Raw genomic sequence first — 18,766 nt, forward strand, 5'->3', positions numbered from 1 at the left:
CAACGCGCTCCGGGGCACGGTCCTCCAGGTGCTCACCCCCAGGTCGTCGCGGCTCACCCACGGACTGCGCTCCCTGATCACGCAGCCGATGGCCCTGCCGGGCGGGGTCAGCCCGAGAGGGTGGTGCGCCCGTCGGCGTCGACGCGGACGCTCTGGTCGGTCCAGGCACGGGCCTGGTCGCTGATCGTGAAGCCCAGGCCGGGGCGGCCGGGGACGAGCATGCGCCCGTCCTCGATCTCCAGCCGCTCGTCGAACAGCGGCTGGAGCCAGTCGAAGTGCTCCACCCAGGGGTCGATCTCGTAGGCGGCGGCCAGGTGCAGGTGGATCTCCATGGCGAAGTGCGGCGCCATCCGGATTCCCGCCTGCTGGCCGCGGGCCATGATCTTCAGGAACGGCGTGATCCCGCCGACGCGCGCGGCGTCCGGCTGCATGAAGTCGACCGCGCCCGCCCGGATCAGCTCCTCGTGCTCGGCCGCGCTGGTCAGCATCTCGCCGGTCGCGATCGGCGTCGCCAGCTCCCGGGCGAGCGCCGCGTGGCCCTCGGAGTCGTAGGCGTCGAGGGGCTCCTCGATCCAGATGAGGTCGAACTCCTCCAGCACCCGGCCCATCCGCACGGCGGTGCTGCGGTTCCACTGCTGGTTGGCGTCCACCATCAGCGGGAAGTCGCCCAGCTCCTCGCGGACGGCGGAGACGCGGGCCAGGTCGGCGCGCCAGTCCGGCTGGCCGACCTTGATCTTGATGCCGCCGATCCCGCTGGCGCGCGCGGCGCGGGTGTTGTCGAGCACCTGGTCCAGCGGCGTGGACAGGAACCCGCCGGAGGTGTTGTAGCAGTCCACCGCGTCGCGGTGGGCGCCCAGCAGCTTGGCGAGCGGCAGCCCCGCGCGCTTGGCCTTGAGGTCCCACAGGGCGATGTCGATCGCCGCGATCGCCTGGGTGGCCAGCCCGCTGCGGCCGACCGAGGCGCCCGCCCACACCAGCTTCGTCCAGATCCGCTGGATGTCGCTGGGGTCCTCGCCGATCAGCTCGGGGGCGATCTCCTGGGCGTGCGCGTACTGGCCGAAGCCGCCCGCGCGCTTGGAGTAGGTGTAGCCGACCCCCTCCAGGCCCTCCTCGGTGCGGATCTCGGCGAACAGCATCGACACCGACGTGAGCGGCTTCTGCCTTCCGGTCAGCACCTTGGCGTCGCTGATGGGGGAGGCGAGGGGCAGGTCGACGCGCGAGAGCGTGACCTCGCTGATCCTGTCCGCGGCCGCGTGGGCGCGGGGGGTCGTCCCGCTGTCGGAACCGGGCTGGGCGGTCATGGTGTCTCCAGGGTGTGGTTGTGCGGGAGGGCTGCGGCGGGGTCCCGCCGCGCGCACGCGCCCCGGCCGTGGCGGCCCGGGCGCGTGCGGGGTCCGGGGAGGCCCCGGGTGGACGCGGGGCTCACCGGACCGTCGCGGGCCGCTTGGGGTCGAAGGACCAGCCGGGGACGAGGTACCGCATCGCCGCGGCGTCGTCGCGCGCCCCGAGCCCGTGTTCGAGGTAGAGCTCGTGGGCGGCCGCGAGGGCGTCCCGGTCGAGTTCCACGCCGAGCCCGGGGGCGGTGGGCACCTCGATCGCGCCGTCCGCGATCCGGAGCGGCTCGCGGGTGAGTGCCTGGCCGTCCTGCCAGATCCAGTGGGTGTCCAGGGCGGTGATCTTCCCCGGCGCCGCCGCGCCCACCTGCGTGAACATCGCCAGGGAGATGTCGAAGTGGTTGTTGGAGTGCGAGCCCCAGGTGAGCCCGAACTCGTGGCACAGCTGGGCGACGCGCACCGATCCGCGCATGGTCCAGAAGTGCGGGTCCGCGAGCGGGATGTCCACCGCGTGCGAGCGCACGCTGTGGGCGAGCTGCCGCCAGTCCGTGGCGACCATGTTGGTCGCCGTCGGCAGGCCCGTGGCCCGGCGGAACTCCGCCATCACCTCGCGGCCGGAGTACACCCCCTCGGCCCCGCACGGGTCCTCGGCGTAGGCGAGCACCCCGTCCAGCCCCGAGCAGAGCCGGACGGCGTCCTCCAGGAGCCAGCCCCCGTTGGGGTCCAGGGTGATCCGGGCGTCGGGGAAGCGGGCGGCCAGGGCCCGCACCGTCTCCACCTCCTCCTCCCCGGCGAGGACCCCGCCCTTGAGCTTGAAGTCGCGGAAGCCGTACCTCTCGCGCGCCGCCTCGGCGAGCGCGACCACCGCGTCGGGGGTGAGGGCCGGTTCGCGCCGCAGGCGCTCCCAGTCGTCCTTGGGGTCGGCCTCCGCTAGGTAGGGGAGCGGGGTCCGGTCCCGGTCGCCGATGTAGAAGAGGTAGCCGAGCATGGGGACCCGGTCCCGCTGCCGGCCCTCCCCCAGCAGCTCGCAGACGGGGACCTCCAGGTGCTGGCCGAGGAGGTCCAGGAGCGCGGACTCGACGGCGGTGACGGCGTGGACGGTGGTCCGCAGGTCGAAGGTCTGCTCGCCGCGCCCGCCCGCGTCCCGTCCGGCGAAGGCCTCCCCGATCTCGCGGAGCACCTGGTGGACGTGCGAGACCGGGCGGCCGACGACCATCCCGGCGGCGTCGGCGACGGTGCGCCGGATGGGCTCCCCGCCGGGGACCTCGCCGACCCCGGTCCGGCCCTCGCTGTCGGTCAGGATCGCGATGTTGCGGGTGAAGAAGGGGCCGTGGGCGCCGCTGAGGTTGAGCAGCATGCTGTCGTGCCCGGCGACGGGCACCACCTCGAGGTCCACGACGGTCGGGGTCCGGGGGCTCATGCTCGCCCCTCCGCCGGTACGACGGAGCCGTCCACGCGGCGGCTCAGTCCCCACGGGTTGGCCTCGCGCAGGGCGGGCGGGAGGAACGCGTCGGGCACGGACTGGTAGGCGACCGGCCGCAGGAACCTGTGGACGGCGAGGCTGCCGACGGAGGTGCTGCGCGGGTCCGACGTGGCGGGGAAGGGGCCGCCGTGCACCATCGCGTGGTTGACCTCGACCCCGGTGGGCCAGCCGCCGAAGAGGATGCGGCCGACCTTGCGCTCCAGGACGGGGATCAGCCGCCGCACGGCGACGGCGTCGTCCGCGGACGCGGGGTCGGCGTGCAGGGTGGCGGTGAGCTGTCCCTCCAAGGACTCCAGCGCCTCGGCGAGAGACTCCGCCAGGGCCTCGGCCGACAGCCCGTCCGCGGGGTAGCGGACCAGCAGGCCGACCGCGCCGAAGACCTCCTCCTGGAGGCGGGGCCGGGTGGTGAACGACTTCAGGCCGGTGGCGAGGAGCATCGGCGCGAGCGCGTTCGGGCCGGGGCCGTCGGTCCCGGTGGCGACCGTCTCGACGTCGGGCTCGGCGGCGAGGGCGTCCGTGCCCGCGGCGCGTGCGGCGGCGATGGGGCCGGTGAGCATGGTCTGCCCGGTGGCCTCCGTGACCAGCCGCTCGGCGGCGGCGAAGAAGCGGTCGCCGTCGGGCGTGGCGGGGACGAGGACGAGCCCCGGGTTGGTGCAGAACTGGCCCGCTCCGAGGGTCAGCGAGCCCACGTACGCCTCCGCCAGCTCCTCGGCCGCGCCGCCGGCCAGCGCGCCCGGCAGGACGACGACCGGGTTGGAGGAGGACATCTCGGCGAACACGGGGACGGGTTCGGGGCGGGCGGCGGCGGTCCGCATGAGCGCGAGGCCCCCGGCGCGCGAGCCCGTGAACGCCACGGCCTTGACGCGCGGGTCGGCCGCGAGGGCCTGCCCGATCCCGTTGCCCTCGCCGAACAGCAGGGAGAACACGCCTCCGGGGAGCCCGCTGTCCGCGACCGCCCGGGCGACCGCCCGGCCGACCAGCTCCGCGGTGCCGGGGTGGGCGTTGTGGGCCTTCACCACGACCGGGCAGCCCGCCGCGAGCGCCGAGGCGGTGTCGCCGCCCGCGGTGGAGAAGGCGAGGGGGAAGTTGCTCGCCCCGAAGACCACCACGGGGCCCAGCGGAACGTGGGCCTGGCGGACGTCGGGGCGGGGGGCGGGGCGCCGGTCGGGGAGGGCGGGGTCGATGCGCGCCTGGAGGGCGTCCCCCTGCTCCACCACGTCGGCGAACATCCGCAGCTGGCCGACGGTGCGGCCCCGCTCGCCCTCCAGCCGCGCCGCCGGGAGGCCGGTCTCCCGCACGGCCCGCGCGGTCAGCTCCTCGCCGATCCCGTCGATGTTGTCGGCGATCCTGCGGAGGAAGGCGGCCCGCTCCGCCGGGGTCTGGGACCGGAAGGCGTCGAAGGCGGCCTCGGCCGCCCGCGTCGCGGCCTCGATCTGCGCGGAACCGACCAGGCCGAAGGCCGGTCCGACCTCCTCACCGGTGGCGGGGTCGGTGGCGAGGAGGGAACCGGAGTTCCCCTCGACCGGTTCCCCGGCCACGAGCGATCTTCCTTCGACGGGCACTGCGGTACCTCCTGGTAGGGGTGCGGCGGGTTCTGTCCGGGGTTCCGGCTCAGGAGACCTTGGCGATGAGAGCGGCCAGTTCGTCGGTCTCGGCGGGGCTGAGGTCGCTCAGGGGCGGCCTGACCCGGCCGCCGTCGCGGCCGACGGCGTTCAGGCCGGCCTTGACGATGGACACGGCGTAGCCGCGCGTCCGGTCGCGGATGTCGAGGTAGGGGATCACGAAGTCGTTGAGCTTGCGGTAGACCGCCTCGCGGTCCTGGGCGCGCACCGACTCGAAGAACCCGAGGGCGAACTCGGGGAGGAAGTTGTACAGCGCGGAGGAGTACGTGCTGACCCCGAGCTGGAGCAGGGGCAGGGCGAAGGTCTCCGCGGTGGGCAGCCCGCCCACGTACATCAGCCGGTCGCCGACCTTGGCGTAGATCCGCGTCATCAGCTCGACGTCCCCGACGCCGTCCTTGAGGCCGATCAGGTTGGGGTTGCGGTCGGCGAGGGCCGCGACGCTCTCGTCGGTGAACACCGCGTTGGCGCGGCTGTAGACGATGACCCCCAGGTCGGTGGCCGAGCAGACGGCCGTGACGTGCTCGACCAGCCCGGCCTGCCCGGCCTCGGTCAGGTAGGGGGGCAGCAGCAGGATCCCGTCCGCCCCCGCCTCCTGGGCGGCCCTGGCCTGTGCCTTCGCCGTCGCCGTCCCGCCGGTCGCGGGGGCGAGCACGGGCACCGCCCCGGCGACCTCGTCGACCGCGGTGCGCACGACCCGGTCGATCTCGGGCGAGGTCAGCGAGAAGCCCTCGCCCGTGCCCCCGGCCGCGAACAGCCCGGCCACGCCGAAGCCCGACTGCCACGCGAGGTGCTCGCGGTAGCGGGTCTCGTCGAACGCGAGGTCCTGGTCGAAGTGGGTGACGGGGAACGAGAGGAGGCCGGACTTGAGCCGGGTCGCCAGCTCACCGGGGTGCATCAGAGTCACACGTCATCCTTAGGTCGGCAGGTCGGGGTCTCCCTGGCAGGGGCCGGGGCGGTGTTGCCGTTACCGTACGGAGAAGCGTTCGATGCTGTCCAAGAGTTGTTGGGCATTAACTGATACCGGACGGGTATCACGGCAAGGCGGCCCCCTCCGGGGGCCATGCCTCCAGGGCCCGCCGCACGGCGGGGTTGCGCGACTCCCGCAGCCACAGCAGGTGGAGTTCGACCGGGTCCTCCGGCAGGTCCGCGATCTCCAGGTAGGCGACGCCGTCGATGCCCAGCCCGGTCGCCGACCGGGGCACGAACGCGACCCCCCTCCCGGCGGCCACCAGCCACACCATGGTCAGGACCTGGCTGACCGTGTGCACGACGTTCTGGTGGGAGATGGGGACCAGGCGCACCACGAGGTCGTAGAAGTAGCGGGCCCTGGTCGGCGAGTGCATGATCAGCGGCACGTCGACCAGCTCCTCCGCGGCCACGGGACCCGCGTGCCGCGCCAGGGGGTGGCCCTCCGGCACGGCGACCAGCATCCGCTCGCGGTGCTGGACCCGGGAGCCGAACAGCTCGGTGTCGAAGGGGGGCCGCGCCAGACCGAGGTCGACCTCCTCGTTGAGGAGCGCCGCCACCTGTTCGCGGGTGACCATCTCGAACAGCTCGATGTTGATCTCCGGCAGAACCTCCTCCAGGCGGTTCAGGAGCCCGCCGAGGGGGCCGTAGGACGACGCCGCGGTGAACCCGATCCTGAGCGTCCCGCTCGACCCCGCCGAGATCCGCCGGGCGTGGTCCGGCGCGCTCTCCGCCAGGGTGAGCAGCCGGCGGGCCTCGATGAGGAACGCCTCGCCCGCCGCGGTCAGGGACACGCGCCGGCGGTCGCGCTCCAGCAGCTGCACGCCGACCGTGCGTTCGAGCTTCTGGATCTGGCGGCTCAGAGGGGGTTGCGTCATGGAGAGCCGTTCGGCCGCCCGCCCGAAGTGCAGTTCCTCGGCGACGGCGACGAAGCCGCGCAGCTGGTCGAAGGAGAACATGATGCCAGAAAGGTATCATCTTATGCCGTATTTGCCTTGGACATGCATGGATGACTCCTCTTAGGCTGCCAGACACTCACGAACGTGACGGCACTCACAGTGCACGAAGTGGCGGGCACCCGCCGGATCGAAGGAGTTCGCATGACCCAGGCGCCAGGGAAGAGAACCGCACGTCCAGGGGCGGTCCTCGGGCTCACCGCGGCTCTGTCCCTCTCCGTCGCCGCGTGCGGCGGGAACCTGTCCGGCGGCGCGGCGGGGGGCGAGTTCCCGAGCGGGCCGATCACGATCGCCGTCGGGCAGGACCCGGGCGGGAGCACCGACCTGATCGCCCGCGCCCTGGCCGAGGGCCTCACGGACGACCTCGGCGTCGCCGCCCCCGTGGTCAACACCCCCGGCGCCAACGGCGCCCTGGCGGCCAACGAGGTCGCGGGCCAGGAGCCGGACGGCCAGAACCTGCTGCTCGTCAACGCCTCCCTGACCGCGATCACCCCCCTCGCGGTCTCCGAGGACGAGGCCGTCGCCATCGACGACTTCGAGGTGGTCGCCGGGATCTCCCGCGACGACTACGTGCTGGTCTCGTCCCCCGCCTCCGGCCTGGAGACGCTCGCGGACCTGGAGGACGCCGGGGACGACCTCAAGTTCGGCACCACCGGGGTGGGCACGGGCAGCCAGCTCGCCCAGGAGCTCCTCTTCAACCAGGCCGGGATCTCCGGCACCGCCGTCCCCTTCAACAGCGGCGCGCCCACGCTCACCGCCGTCCTCGGCGACCAGGTGGACGTCGCCGCGATCCAGCTCGGCGAGGCGATCGGGCAGATCGAGGCCGGTGAGCTGAACGCCCTCCTCACCTTCTCCGCGGAGCGCAACGAGTTCCTGGAGGACGTCCCCACCGCCGTCGAGGAGGGGTACGAGGTCGAGGTGGCCCAGTACCGCGCGCTCGCCGCCCCCTCCGGTACCCCCGACGACGTCCTGGAGCGCCTGCGCGAGGCGTGCGAGGCCGCGTTCGCCACCGAGCAGTACCGGGCCTTCAACGAGGACAACCTGCTCACCGCCCACGAGATCCCCGGCGACCAGGTGGTCGAGGAGTGGACGTCCTCCCTGGAGTCGTACCGGTCCATGACGGAGGAGTACGGCATCGACCTCGGCGGTTCGCAGTGATCACCTCGCGGGGCGGGAGCCCGGAGGCCGGCGCGGGCGCTGAGGAGGCCGCCGCCGTGCCGGGGGCGCCGGAGGGGTCCGGCCGCGTCGCCGGGGCCTCCGGCGCGACGGAGGCCCCCGACGGACGGCGGGGCCCGGACGGGGCGGAGACCGGTGAACCGTCCGGGCCCGGTCCCGGCGAACCGGAGACGGCCGAGGAGCCCGCACCGCCCCCCGCGGGACCCGTGACCAACATCGTGGTCGCCCTCGTGGTCGTCGCCCTCGGCGCCGCCGGGCTGGCCGGCTCGTGGTCGCTCGGCCTGGGCGAGGCGTCGGCCCCCTCCGCCGGCATGTGGCCGTTCCTGGTCAGCGCGGCGATCACCTGCCTCGGCGCCGCCCTGGTGTTCCAGGCGCGGCGGACCCGGGACGCCGAGAGGTTCTCCTCGTCCAGCTGGGCGGTCCTGGCCGGCCTGGCCACCATGGCGGCCTTCGCCTCCCTCGTCGGGGTGATCGGCTTCGAGATCCCGGCCGCGGTGCTGGCCTTCGTGTGGCTGCGGTTCATCGGCGGCGAGTCCTGGCGCCTGTCCGTCCTGACCAGCCTCGGCATCGTGGTCGCCTTCTACCTGCTCTTCGTCGCTGTCCTGGCAGTGCCGATCCCCCATCTCTTCTAGGAGCGACGATGGATTTCCTGACCCCCGTGGTCGACGGGTTCGGCGTCGTCCTCGAACCGGCCAACCTGCTCTACTGCCTGCTCGGCGTCGTGGTCGGGATGCTGGTCGGCGTGCTCCCCGGACTCGGCCCGGCGGCGACCATCGCGATCCTGCTGCCCCTCACCTTCGGGGTGGAGCCGGTGACCGCGATCATCATGCTCGCGGGCATCTTCTACGGGGCCCAGTACGGCGGCACCATCACCTCCGTCCTGCTCCGGCTCCCCGGCGAGGCCTCCTCCGTGGTGACCGTCTTCGACGGCCACGCCCTGGCGCGCAAGGGCAGGGCGGGGACCGCGCTCGGCATCGCGGCGATCGGGTCCTTCGTGGGCGGCACGGTGTCGATCGTGGCCCTGTCGCTGCTCGCGCCCGTGGTCGCGGGTTTCGCCCTGGACTTCGGCCCCCCGGAGTACACGGCGCTGGCCCTGCTGGGCATCCTGCTGGTCGCCACGGTCAGCAACGGCGGGCGCGTGAAGGCGATCGTCGCCGCGTGCCTCGGCCTCCTCCTGGCCACGGTCGGACGCGACATGTTCACGGGCGCGGAGCGGTTCACCTTCGAGTCCCTCTCCCTGGCGGACGGGCTCGACTTCGTCCCGATCGCGATGGGCGTCTTCGGCCTCGGCGAGATCCTCTACAACCTGGAGGAGCGGAGGAAGGGCACGGTCGCCCCGGCCAGGGTGGCCAACGCGTGGCCCTCCCGCGCCGACCTGCGCCAGTCGTCCGGGGCGATCGGCCGCGGCTCCGTGCTCGGCTTCTTCCTCGGCATCCTCCCCGGCGGCGGCGCCACGCTGTCGTCCCTCGCGGCGTACGCGCTGGAGAAGCGCCGGTCCAAGACGCCCGAGCGCTTCGGCCACGGAGCGGTCGAGGGCGTGGCCGCGCCGGAGTCGGCGAACAACGCGGCCGCGACCTCCTCCTTCATCCCGCTGCTCACGCTCGGGATCCCCGCCAACGCCACGATGGCGATGATCTTCGGCGCGCTCATGATCCAGGGCGTGACCCCCGGGCCGCAGCTGGTCTCCGAGGACCCCGACCTGTTCTGGGGCGTGGTGAACTCGATGTACATCGGGAACATCCTGCTGCTGATCATGAGCATCCCGCTGGTGGGGCTGTTCGTGAAGATCCTGCGGGTCCGGGGGAGCATCCTCGCCCCGATCACCGTGCTGATCACGCTGGTGGGCGTCTACACGGTCCGCAACAGCGTCTTCGACATCGCCCTCGTGGTGGTGTTCGGCCTGGTCGGCTACCTGATGAAGAAGTTCGGCTTCGAGCCCGGCCCGCTGGTGCTCGCGTTCGTCCTCGGGTCCCTGCTGGAGACCTCGCTGCGCCGCTCGCTCCTCGTCTTCGACGGGGACCCGACCGGGTTCCTCACCCGGCCGATCTCCGGCACGCTGTTCCTGCTGCTGGCCGTCGTGGTCCTCCTCCCGCTCGCGCAGAAGCTGTTCAGGGCGCGGCGCGGGACCGCCCGGGCGGAGCGGGAGAAGGCGGACGCCTGACCCGCCCGCCCGGGCGGGCGGGTCAGGCCGCGGGCACGGTGTCGACCACGGCGTCGGGGCACTCCGCGGCGGTCGTCGCGAGCACGTCCGCCTCGGCCTGGTCGACGCTGAGCGACCAGCGCGTCTTCACGGTGGTCCACTCGGTGACGTACCGGCACAGGGCGGCCTCCGACGGGGGCAGCCACTGGGCCGGGTCCTTGTCGGCCTTGGCGCGGTTCTCCCCCGCGGTGACCGCGACCAGGGCGACCTCCTCGTCGAGGTCGTTGGCGTAGGCGCGGCGCCGCTCGGTGGTCCACTCCGAGGCCCCGGAGTCCCAGGCCTCGGCGAGGGGCACCATGTGGTCGATGTCGAGCCCCCGCGCCTCGGTGTGGACGCGGTCGTCGTAGTAGCTCTGCCACTCGCCCCCGGTGAGGCGGCACCGCTCGTCGGCCTCGGGGGCGGTGGTGGCCTCGGCGATCAGGACCTCCATACGGGTGTTGCAGCCGTCGCGGTCCTGGTCGGTCCAGTGCGGGAACAGGGAGCGGTCGTAGCCCTCCCGGCTCTCGCCGGCGACGGGCAGCGCCGCGACGGCGTCGGCGAGGGGGACGGGCGCGGCCGCGTGGGCGGTGGCGGGGGAGAGGGCGAGGACGGCGAGGCCGAGGGCGCCGGCTGTTGCGGTGAGAGCTGACGGGCGCAAGGGAATCCTTCACATCGGTTGCTGTGTGTGAAGGGTCTGCACCGTACGGTGCCCGTGGAAACGCGGCCGCCCGTCACGGGCCCCGGGGCCGGGTGCAGACCGGGGGAAGCCGGGGCAAGGCCCCCGGCGGGCGCGGTGTATCGGTCATGCACGCGGTGTGAGCAGCGCGGGTCCGATACGCGGGCGTCCGGGGCGGGCGCCGGGCGGAGGGGGGATCCCGCCGCGGCGGTCCCGGACGGAGGGGCGCGGCGGTCAGGCCCCGCCGGGCACGAGCTCGCCGACGAGGGCCTCGACGCGCCTCCTGATCTCGTCGCGGATGGGGCGGACGGCCTCCACGCCCCGGCCTGCGGGGTCGGGCAGGTCCCAGTCCAGGTAGCGCTTGCCGGGGAAGAACGGGCAGGCGTCGCCGCATCCCATCGTGACGCACACGTCGGAGGCCTCGACGGCCTCGGGGGTGAGGACCCGGGGGCGTTGGCCGGTGATGTCGACGCCGACCTCGGCCATGGCCTCGACGACGGCGGGGTTGAGCGAGTCGGCGGGGGCGGAGCCCGCCGAGCGGACCTCGATCCGGCCCCCGGACAGGTGGCGGAGCCAGGCCGCGGCCATCTGGGAGCGTCCGGCGTTGTGCACGCAGACGAACAGGACCGACGGCTTGTCGTGGTCGCCCATGGTGATGGCCCCTGTCGGGTTCCGGGTGCGGTGGCACGTGTGCTCGGGAGCTGACGGTGCGATAATATCAGCATGTGCTGATATCAGTGAATGCTGACTCGATGAGAGTGCTCTCCGACCCCCTGCGCCTGAGGATCGTGACCCTGCTGGCCCGCGAGACCCTGTGCACGACCCACCTCGTGGAGGAGACCGGGGCCCGGCAGACCAACCTGTCCAACCACCTGCGGATCCTGCGCGAGGCGGGGGTGGTGGAGACCGAGCCCTGCGGCCGGTTCACCTACTACCGGCTCCGCCCCGAGGCACTGGAGACCCTCTCCGAGGGGCTGGCCGGACTGGCCGCCACGGCCCGTTCCTCCGGCGCGGCCGGGAACCGGAGGCCGTGCTGATGACCCCGACCGACAAGACCACCGGCGGCACGGACGGGTCCGTCGCCGCCGGGCTCTCGGTCCTGGACCGGTTCCTGGCGGTGTGGATCCTGCTCGCCATGGCTGTCGGCCTGGGCCTGGGCCGCCTGGTCCCCGGGCTGAACGAGGCCCTGGCGGCGATGGAGGTCGGCGGGATCTCGCTGCCCATCGCCCTGGGACTGCTCGTCATGATGTACCCGGTGCTGGCCAAGGTCCGCTACGACCGGCTGGACACCGTCACCCGCGACACACGGCTGCTCGTGTCCTCCCTGGTGGTCAACTGGGTCGTGGGCCCCGCGGTGATGTTCGCCCTGGCGTGGATCTTCCTGGCCGACCTGCCCGAGTACCGCACCGGCCTGATCATCGTCGGTCTGGCCCGCTGTATCGCCATGGTCGTCATCTGGAACGACCTGGCCTGCGGCGACCGCGAGGCCGCCGCCGTCCTGGTGGCGCTCAACTCCGTCTTCCAGGTGCTCGTGTTCGGTGTGCTCGGCTGGTTCTACCTCGACCTGCTCCCCGGGTGGCTGGGCCTGGACACCGACGGACTGGACGTCGGTCCCTGGCTGATCGCCCTCAACGTGGTCGTCTTCCTCGGTATCCCCCTGGCGGCGGGGTTCCTGACCCGCCTGCTCGGGGAGAGGAGGATGGGCCGGGAGCGCTACGAGTCGGCGTTCCTGCCCCGGATCGGTCCCTGGGCCCTGTACGGGCTGCTGTTCACCATCGTCCTGCTCTTCGCCCTGCAAGGGGACAGGATCACCGGCCGGCCGCTGGACGTGGTGCGCATCGCGGTCCCGCTGCTGGCCTACTTCGCCCTCATGTGGTTCGGCAGTTTCGCCTTCGGCAAGGCGATCGGGATGAACTACGACCGCACCGCCACGCTGGCCTTCACCGCGGCGGGCAACAACTTCGAGCTGGCCATCGCGGTGGCGATCGCGACCTTCGGCGTCACCTCGGGCCAGGCCCTGGCCGGAGTGGTGGGCCCCCTCATCGAGGTGCCCGTGCTCATCGCCCTGGTCTACGTCTCCCTGGCCTGGCGGCGGAGGTTCGCCCCCGGTCGGAGGTAGGAGGGCCGCCGGGGGAGGACCGGGCGACGGGGACGGGCACGGTGGGACGGAGCACGGAGGGGACGGGATGGACGCGCGTGACCACAGGTTCGACGCGGTGGTGGTCGGCGGAGGCCAGGCCGGGCTCGCCGCGGGGTACTACCTGAGGAGGGCGGGGGCCGACTTCGTCGTCCTGGACGCCGGGACGCGGCCGGGCGGGTCCTGGAACGAGTACTGGGGGTCGCTGCGGCTGTTCTCCCCGGCGGAGCACAGCATGCTGCCCGGCTGGTGGATGCCGAGGGAGGAGGGGCGGGAGTACCCCTCGGCCGGGCACGTCGCCCGGTACCTGTCCGCGTACGAGCGGCGCTACGGGCTGCCGGTGCGCCGCCCGGTGACCGTCACGGGCGTGGAGCGCGAACCCGGCGGACTCGCGGTCCGCGCCGGTACGCGGACCTGGCACGCCCGGCACGTCGTCAGCGCGACCGGGACGTGGAGGGCCCCGTACATCCCCTCCGTCCCGGGCCGCGAGGACTTCGGGGGCGTCCAGGCGCACACCGCGGACTACCGGGGCCCCGGCGCGTTCGCGGGGCGGCGGGTGGTGGTCGTCGGCGGCGGCAACTCGGCCGCGCAGATCCTCGCCGAACTCTCCGAGGTCGCCACGACCACGTGGACGACCTCCCGGCCGCCGCGGTTCCTGCCCGACGACGTGGACGGCCGGGCGCTGTTCGCCATCGCCACCCGGCGCCAGAGGGCCGTTCGCGACGGCTCGGGGGCCGGGGCCCCCGGCCCCGGGGACCTCGGCGACATCGTCGCCGTGCCGGGCGTGCGCGAGGCACGCGCCCGAGGCGCCCTCGAGGCGGAGCCGATGTTCGACCGGGTCACCGCCACGGGCGTGGCCTGGGCCGACGGCACGGTCCTGGACTGCGACGCGATCCTGTGGTGCACCGGCTTCCGTCCGGTACTCGACCACCTCGCCCCGCTCGTGCCGTCGGCCGGCGAGGGGCGGATCGCCCTGGACGGGACCCGCTCCGCGGACGAGCCGCGCCTGACCCTCCTGGGGTACGGCGACTGGACCGGGGCGGCCTCGGCCACCCTCATCGGCGCGGGCCGCACCGCCAAGGAGGCCGTCGCCGGGATCGTCGCCGACCTGGAGGCCGGGGAGCGCTAGGGCCGGGCCGCGGAGGCGCGGCCTACGCCTCGGCGACCTCGGGGAGCGCCGAGGTCAGCAGGTCGATCGCGCGGCGGGGGTCCGGGAACCCCTGGCCGAACGCGTACGCCACCGTGAACCCGGCCTCCCGCAGGTCCAGCAGCTGTCCGACCAGGGCGCCCCGGGTCGTGTTCGGCGTGAAGGGGAACGTGGCGGTCTTCTCGATCGTGTCGTAGTCGCGGCCCACCGCGTCGCAGTGGCCCCTGAGGACGTCGAGCTTGTGCCGGGCCTCGGGGCCGCCGAAGAGGTTGCAGGCGTCCGCGTACTGCGCGACCAGCCGCAGGGTCTTGCGCTCGCCCGTGCCGCCGACCATCAGGTACGGGTGCGGGACGGAGAGGTTCTGCGGCGAGTTCAGGGTGCGGGCCAGCTGGTAGTGCTCGCTCTGGTAGGCGCCGTCGCCGTCGCCCCACATCTGGAGGCAGATCTGGAGGGTCTCCTCCAGGCGTGTGAACCGCTCGGCCGTCGGCGGGAACGGGATGCCGAGCCCGCGTGCCTCGTCCTCGTACCAGGCGGCGCCGATGCCCAGCCCGGCCCGGCCGCCGGAGAGCACGTCCAGGGTGCTGACCTGCTTGGCCAGGACGCCGGGATGCCGGTACACGGCCGCCGTGACCAGGGTGTGCAGCAGCACCCGCTCGGTGTTCGCGGCCAGGAACCCGAGGGTGGTGTAGGCCTCCAGCATGTCGTTCTCGCGGGGGCCGGTGGCGTCGCCCATCTGCCACAGGTGGTCCATCACGGTGATGCGGGCGATCCCCGCCGCCTCGGCGTGGCGGGCCGTCTCGGCGAGCGTGCGGCCCAGTGCGGGGGCCCCGCCGGCCCAGGTGAAGTCGGCTATGTGCAGACCGAGTTCCATGTGTCCTCCTCGACGCGGGCCCGGCGGTGTCCGGGCCCGTGCCCAGTGTGCGCCCGCGGCCCCGGCCGGGCCGGGGTGTGACACGGCCGGGACGCGTGCCGCCCGGTTCCTCGGGCGCGCGGCGCGTGCCCGGACGGCCGCCTCGTCCTCCCCGGCGGCGGGGGTGCCGCCGCCGGGCAGGACACGCGCGCAGCCCCTCCGACACGAAGGGGAGGGCGCGGACCGCCACGGGGCCCTCCGTGTGGCGCCGCGCGAGCCGGTGGGGGTGTCGCGGCGTCCCGGTCCCGGTTCACGGCCTGCGGCACGCCCCGGATAGGGTGTGGGCCGTGCCGGAGCCGGCACCGGGCAGCGGGGAGGAGGCAGGGTGAGGATCTCCTCCGTCGTCTCCTTCGCGGTCTTCGTGCTCGTGTTCATGGTGTCCCGGGAGGCCACCCGCCGCGCCCTCGAGGAGTGGGTCGCGCTGGAGGGCGTCGTCCTCTGGGGCGCCTCCTTCGCCGCTTCGCTGGCACTCGCCGCCCTCGCCTCCGGTGCCGTTCTCCACGTCGCCCGCCTCCTCGGGCGGGACTGAACCCCGGCTCCGCCGCGCTCACGGGCACGTCGGCGGGCGTCCCGGAGCTTCGCCCCGCCGTCCCGCCCGCCGGGTGCGAAGGCCGGACCGCCCCGGGCGGAGGCGACACTAGGCTGGTGCGCCGAGACGTCGGATGAGCGGAACGGTCGGGGAACACGGGCATGCAGCCGGATCTGGAGACGAAGCTGGGACGCAGGGTGGCGGCCGCCGCGACCGGCGCCGTCGCACGGCGCGGGGCGGTGTCCGTGCTGGACGCGTTCACCTCCCTGGGATGGGTCACGGACAAGGCCCTCGACACCTGGCGCCAGGGGCGCGCCGACTCCCTCGGCGCGCTCGTCCAGGCGCCCGCCGCCCGGCAGCGCGAGGCCGTCGAGCTCCTGCGCGCGTGGGCCGAGCGGCAGCGCATGACGCGGGAGGAGGGCGAGTACCTCGCCGCGTCCCGTGAGCGGCGCGACCTGCGGTTCACGGCCGACGGGGATCCGCGCTGGGAAGAGGCCTTCCGGGCCCACTGGACCTCGCCCGACGCGACCGGGGCGCAGCGCAAGCGGGAGGAGAAGCGCCGTACCAAGGCCCCCGACCTCGTCGTGCTGGAGTCCGCGGGGCCGTGGGAGTGCGCCTCCTGCGGGGAGCCCGGGACGGACCTGCAGTGCAGGGAGGACGACGCCCCGCACTGCCTGTCCTGCACCGACATGGACCACCTCGTCTTCCTGCCGGCGGGCGACGCCGCGCTCACCCGCCGCGCGAAGAAGGAGAGCGGGCTCTCGGCGGTCGTCATGCGCTGGGTCCCCTCCCGCCGCAAGCACCGGAGGACGGGCCTGCTCGTGGAGGAGTCCGCGCTGGAGAGGGCCGAGGCCCTGTGCCTGGCGGACGAGGACGTCCGGGAGCGCCGACGCGAGCGGGACGCGGTCCGCCGCGCGGCGCAGGACGTGGAGTTCCAGGGGCGCTTCGCCGAGGAGATCGCCCTCCGGTTCCCGGGGTGCCCGGACGGCCGCGCGCTGCGGATCGCCGAGCACGCGGGCACCCGCGGCAGCGGAAGGGTGGGCCGGTCGGCGGCGGGCCGCGCCCTGGACCCTGGGGCGGTGCGCCGCGCGGTCGTGGCGTCGATCCGGCACGAGGACACCGACTACGACGAACTGCTGATGGCCGGCGTCCCCCGCGAGGAGGCGCGCTCCCGCATCGCGGACCGCATCGACCGGGTGCTGGCCGCGTGGGGCGGGGAGGGTGTCCCCCCGGGTGCCTGACGGCACGGGCGCCTCCGGCCCCCGCGGCGGATATCCCGTTGCCGGGGACGTCCGCGCAGGTCTAGCGTTTCCACCATGAGAGCTGTGACCGAGAAGGAGATCCGCGGATCGTTCGTCAACTGTTCCAAGGGGGAGGCGACGAGGCTGGCCCTGCCGCGCGACCTCGCGACGCGTCCGTGGGAGGACCTGGACTTCCTCGGCTGGCGTGACCACACCGCGCACGAGCGCGCCTACCTGGTCATCGAACGGGACGAGGGCCTCGTGGGGGTGGCGTTCCGGCTGCCGAGCGTGCGGACGGGGCTGCGCCGCAGCATGTGCTCGGTGTGCCTGACGACGCATCCGGGCCAGGGGGTGACCCTGATGGCCGCGCCCCGGGCGGGGAAGGCCGGGCGGGAGGGGAACACGGTGGGGCTGCACATGTGCGCGGACTTCGCCTGCTCGCTGTACGTGCGCCGCAAGAAGGAACCGGAGACCGGCGGACGGTTCGAGGAGTCCCTCACCGTGGACGAGCAGATCGAGCGGGCCATGACCAACCTGTCGGGTTTCCTGGACCGCGTGACCGGATGACCGCGTGACCGAATGAGCGGCCGGCGGGACCGCCGCGTGCGGGGCGCTCGGGGCCCCGTCCCCGGACGGGCGGCCCTCCCGGCACGGGGCGGCGGCCTCCCCGCCGCCCCGTGCCGCCGTCAGTCCACCGGTTTGCGGGGCTCCACCACCGTGTCCGGCCCGGGGTAGACCAACCGCTCCTGGCCGTTCGGGAACCGCACCACGTACGGGGGGCCGTCCTCGGCCCCGCGCACCTCCACGATCTCCCCGGTGTGCTGCCCCTCTGTGCTGGTGACGCCGTGCATGTGCACGTGGTCGCCGACGGACGCCCGCATGTCCTCCCCCGTTCCGGCCGGGTCGGTCCGGCCTCGAACGGGGCCTACCCGCGGTCCCGGCCCCGTGAAACGGGCGGGTCGGCGACCGGGGTCAGGCCCCGCTGGTACAGCCCTGCCGCGTGGGCGGCCACCCCCGGATCGGTGCCGCCCGGCGCGGCGGCGACGTCGGCGGGGCGCGTCCCGTGACCCGTGAGGCGGCGCCTCCACAGCAGCTCCGCGTGGCGGCGGTCGGTCTCGCGCACGGGCGCCTCCGGACTCTAGGCACAAGTGAGTAGTCGGGCCCCGACGAACCACAGATGTGGGGAGGGGGGCCCGGTTCCTAGCGTGGTGCACCGAGGTTCCGGAGGAAAGAGAGGGGACGCGGTGATCACCGTACGAGACCTGACCAAGCGCTACGGGAGGGGGAAGGCCGTGGACGGGCTGACGTTCACGGCCGAGCCGGGGCGGGTGACCGGGTTCCTGGGGCCCAACGGCGCCGGGAAGTCCACCACGATGCGGGTGCTGCTGGGCCTGGTCCGGCCCACGTCGGGGGAGGCCCTGGTCAACGGGCGGGTGTACGAACGGCTGGCGCGCCCCTCGCGCGAGGTCGGCGCACTGCTGTCCCCGGACGCCGCGCACCCGGGCCGCAGCGCCCGCGCGCACCTCACCGCGAAGGCGGTGGGAGCGGGGATCCCCCGGCGCCGCGTGGACGAGGTCCTGGCGGAGGTCGGGCTGGCGGAGGTCGACCGCAGGAGGGTCGGCGGGTACTCGCTCGGCATGAGGCAGCGGCTGGGCGTCGCCGACGCCCTGCTGGGCGACCCGGGCGTGCTCCTGTTCGACGAACCGGTGAACGGGCTCGACCTGGACGGCGTCCGGTGGATGCGCGACCTGACGCGGGGGCTGGCCGCCGAGGGCCGCACGGTGTTCGTCTCCAGCCACCTGATGAGCGAGATGGAGATGGTCGCCGACCACCTGGTCGTCGTGGGCCGGGGGAGGCTGATCGCGGACGCCCCCCTCGACGACGTGATCGCGGCGTGGTCGCGCAAGCACGTCCTGGTGCGCAGTCCGGACGCCGGTCGGCTGCGGGAGCGGCTGGAGAAGGCCGGCCCGGAGGTGCGCGTCGAGGACGCGTCCGGGGACGGCGGGGACGGAGCGGGGGACGCGGTCGGCACGGACCGCACCGATGCGGGGGAGGTCCCCGGCGGGGAGCCGGTCCCCGGCGCACCGGGCCGGGGACGGGCGGCGGACGAGCGCGGCGGGCCCGCCGCCGGGCTGCGCGTGTTCGGACTCGGCGCGGAGGAGGTCGGCGACCACGCGCACGCGGCGGGCGCGCGGGTCCACGGCCTGCGGGTCGTGGAGGCGTCGCTGGAACAGGCCTACCTGGAGCTCACGGGGGACGCCGTCGAGTACGGCTCCCGTGCGGCGGGGGCCGCGCGGCGGTCCGCCGGGGCCTCCGGCACGGGAACCGGCGCCGGGGCGGCGGGCCCGGCCTCCCCGGTCGGGACCGGGGGGACGGCGGCCTGATGCGGACGGGACGGCGGTTGGACGGA

20 protein-coding genes are annotated in these 18,766 nt (G+C 74.2%); 10 read left to right on the forward strand and 10 right to left on the reverse strand.

Going from position 1 to position 18,766, the window contains the following annotated elements; all coding sequences use genetic code 11:
- Nucleotides 1-107: 107 nt before the first annotated feature.
- The 5 genes from ABZ234_RS05295 to ABZ234_RS05315 all read right to left on the reverse strand — a co-directional run bounded on the left by ABZ234_RS05295 (nucleotide 108) and on the right by ABZ234_RS05315 (nucleotide 6,364).
- Nucleotides 108-1,301 (reverse strand): mandelate racemase/muconate lactonizing enzyme family protein, encoded by a 1,194-nt coding sequence (locus ABZ234_RS05295; protein ID WP_355011108.1) that lies wholly within the window; start codon nucleotides 1,299-1,301, stop codon nucleotides 108-110.
- 121 nt (nucleotides 1,302-1,422) lie between these two features.
- Nucleotides 1,423-2,754, reverse strand: coding sequence for an enolase C-terminal domain-like protein (locus ABZ234_RS05300; RefSeq protein ID WP_344176531.1), 1,332 nt, complete (start codon nucleotides 2,752-2,754; stop codon nucleotides 1,423-1,425).
- Nucleotides 2,751-4,355 (reverse strand): aldehyde dehydrogenase (NADP(+)), encoded by a 1,605-nt coding sequence (locus ABZ234_RS05305; protein ID WP_355011109.1) that lies wholly within the window; start codon nucleotides 4,353-4,355, stop codon nucleotides 2,751-2,753. Before ABZ234_RS05305 ends, ABZ234_RS05300 begins: the two co-directional genes overlap by 4 nt.
- Before the next feature lie 73 nt (nucleotides 4,356-4,428).
- Complete coding sequence (gene kdgD, locus ABZ234_RS05310; protein ID WP_355011209.1) at nucleotides 4,429-5,334, reverse strand: 5-dehydro-4-deoxyglucarate dehydratase; 906 nt, start codon at nucleotides 5,332-5,334, stop codon at nucleotides 4,429-4,431.
- A gap of 136 nt (nucleotides 5,335-5,470) precedes the next feature.
- Nucleotides 5,471-6,364, reverse strand: a complete 894-nt coding sequence (locus ABZ234_RS05315) for a LysR family transcriptional regulator (protein ID WP_344176527.1) — start codon at nucleotides 6,362-6,364, stop codon at nucleotides 5,471-5,473.
- 141 nt (nucleotides 6,365-6,505) lie between these two features.
- Here ABZ234_RS05315 and ABZ234_RS05320 point away from each other — a divergent pair, with 141 nt between their 5' ends.
- The 3 genes from ABZ234_RS05320 to ABZ234_RS05330 are packed head-to-tail and all read left to right on the forward strand — an operon-like array spanning nucleotide 6,506 to nucleotide 9,698.
- Complete coding sequence (locus tag ABZ234_RS05320) at nucleotides 6,506-7,519, forward strand: tripartite tricarboxylate transporter substrate binding protein (RefSeq protein WP_355011110.1); 1,014 nt, start codon at nucleotides 6,506-6,508, stop codon at nucleotides 7,517-7,519.
- Nucleotides 7,516-8,169, forward strand: coding sequence for a tripartite tricarboxylate transporter TctB family protein (locus ABZ234_RS05325; RefSeq protein ID WP_355011111.1), 654 nt, complete (start codon nucleotides 7,516-7,518; stop codon nucleotides 8,167-8,169). Before ABZ234_RS05320 ends, ABZ234_RS05325 begins: the two co-directional genes overlap by 4 nt.
- An 8-nt stretch (nucleotides 8,170-8,177) precedes the next feature.
- Nucleotides 8,178-9,698: a tripartite tricarboxylate transporter permease gene (locus tag ABZ234_RS05330; RefSeq protein WP_355011112.1), complete on the forward strand. Its 1,521-nt coding sequence runs from the start codon at nucleotides 8,178-8,180 to the stop codon at nucleotides 9,696-9,698.
- 22 nt (nucleotides 9,699-9,720) lie between these two features.
- Here the strand turns inward: ABZ234_RS05330 and ABZ234_RS05335 are convergent, their stop codons facing one another.
- Nucleotides 9,721-10,374 carry an HNH endonuclease family protein gene (locus tag ABZ234_RS05335; protein WP_344176519.1) on the reverse strand — a complete coding sequence of 218 codons (654 nt, stop codon included), beginning with the start codon at nucleotides 10,372-10,374 and terminating at the stop codon, nucleotides 9,721-9,723.
- Nucleotides 10,375-10,626: 252 nt separating this feature from the next.
- The gene (locus ABZ234_RS05340; RefSeq protein WP_267947845.1) at nucleotides 10,627-11,043 is read right to left on the reverse strand and encodes an arsenate reductase ArsC; all 417 of its coding nucleotides are present in this window, start codon (nucleotides 11,041-11,043) and stop codon (nucleotides 10,627-10,629) included.
- 101 nt (nucleotides 11,044-11,144) lie between these two features.
- Between ABZ234_RS05340 and ABZ234_RS05345 the strand changes: the two genes are divergently transcribed.
- The 3 genes from ABZ234_RS05345 to ABZ234_RS05355 all read left to right on the forward strand — a co-directional run bounded on the left by ABZ234_RS05345 (nucleotide 11,145) and on the right by ABZ234_RS05355 (nucleotide 13,658).
- Nucleotides 11,145-11,429, forward strand: coding sequence for a metalloregulator ArsR/SmtB family transcription factor (locus ABZ234_RS05345; RefSeq protein WP_267947846.1), 285 nt, complete (start codon nucleotides 11,145-11,147; stop codon nucleotides 11,427-11,429).
- Nucleotides 11,429-12,511, forward strand: coding sequence for an ACR3 family arsenite efflux transporter (arsB, locus tag ABZ234_RS05350; protein ID WP_355011113.1), 1,083 nt, complete (start codon nucleotides 11,429-11,431; stop codon nucleotides 12,509-12,511). Before ABZ234_RS05345 ends, arsB begins: the two co-directional genes overlap by 1 nt.
- Before the next feature lie 67 nt (nucleotides 12,512-12,578).
- Nucleotides 12,579-13,658 (forward strand): ArsO family NAD(P)H-dependent flavin-containing monooxygenase, encoded by a 1,080-nt coding sequence (locus ABZ234_RS05355; protein WP_344185463.1) that lies wholly within the window; start codon nucleotides 12,579-12,581, stop codon nucleotides 13,656-13,658.
- Between the two features lie 22 nt (nucleotides 13,659-13,680).
- Here ABZ234_RS05355 and ABZ234_RS05360 read toward each other — a convergent pair whose 3' ends face one another.
- A complete protein-coding gene (locus tag ABZ234_RS05360; RefSeq protein WP_267947849.1) occupies nucleotides 13,681-14,547 on the reverse strand; it encodes an LLM class F420-dependent oxidoreductase in 867 nt (288 codons plus the stop codon).
- 364 nt (nucleotides 14,548-14,911) lie between these two features.
- Between ABZ234_RS05360 and ABZ234_RS05365 the strand changes: the two genes are divergently transcribed.
- The 3 genes from ABZ234_RS05365 to ABZ234_RS05375 all read left to right on the forward strand — a co-directional run bounded on the left by ABZ234_RS05365 (nucleotide 14,912) and on the right by ABZ234_RS05375 (nucleotide 16,923).
- Nucleotides 14,912-15,115, forward strand: coding sequence for a hypothetical protein (locus ABZ234_RS05365; protein ID WP_267947851.1), 204 nt, complete (start codon nucleotides 14,912-14,914; stop codon nucleotides 15,113-15,115).
- A 161-nt stretch (nucleotides 15,116-15,276) separates the two neighbouring features.
- Nucleotides 15,277-16,356, forward strand: a complete 1,080-nt coding sequence (locus ABZ234_RS05370; RefSeq protein WP_355011114.1) for a DUF2293 domain-containing protein — start codon at nucleotides 15,277-15,279, stop codon at nucleotides 16,354-16,356.
- Nucleotides 16,357-16,431: 75 nt separating this feature from the next.
- A complete protein-coding gene (locus ABZ234_RS05375) occupies nucleotides 16,432-16,923 on the forward strand; it encodes an FBP domain-containing protein (protein WP_344185460.1) in 492 nt (163 codons plus the stop codon).
- Between the two features lie 119 nt (nucleotides 16,924-17,042).
- Here ABZ234_RS05375 and ABZ234_RS05380 read toward each other — a convergent pair whose 3' ends face one another.
- Together ABZ234_RS05380 and ABZ234_RS05385 are read right to left on the reverse strand one after the other, a co-directional pair.
- Nucleotides 17,043-17,237 (reverse strand): DUF1918 domain-containing protein, encoded by a 195-nt coding sequence (locus ABZ234_RS05380; protein ID WP_344185459.1) that lies wholly within the window; start codon nucleotides 17,235-17,237, stop codon nucleotides 17,043-17,045.
- 44 nt (nucleotides 17,238-17,281) lie between these two features.
- Nucleotides 17,282-17,479, reverse strand: a complete 198-nt coding sequence (locus tag ABZ234_RS05385) for a hypothetical protein (RefSeq protein WP_355011115.1) — start codon at nucleotides 17,477-17,479, stop codon at nucleotides 17,282-17,284.
- A 121-nt stretch (nucleotides 17,480-17,600) separates the two neighbouring features.
- Here ABZ234_RS05385 and ABZ234_RS05390 point away from each other — a divergent pair, with 121 nt between their 5' ends.
- On the forward strand, nucleotides 17,601-18,740 hold the full coding sequence (locus ABZ234_RS05390; RefSeq protein WP_355011116.1) for an ATP-binding cassette domain-containing protein: 1,140 nt from the start codon (nucleotides 17,601-17,603) through the stop codon (nucleotides 18,738-18,740).
- Nucleotides 18,741-18,766: the final 26 nt, after the last annotated feature.

It is taken from the genome of Nocardiopsis sp. NPDC006198, assembly GCF_040613895.1.
GTDB lineage: Bacteria > Actinomycetota > Actinomycetes > Streptosporangiales > Streptosporangiaceae > Nocardiopsis > Nocardiopsis tropica.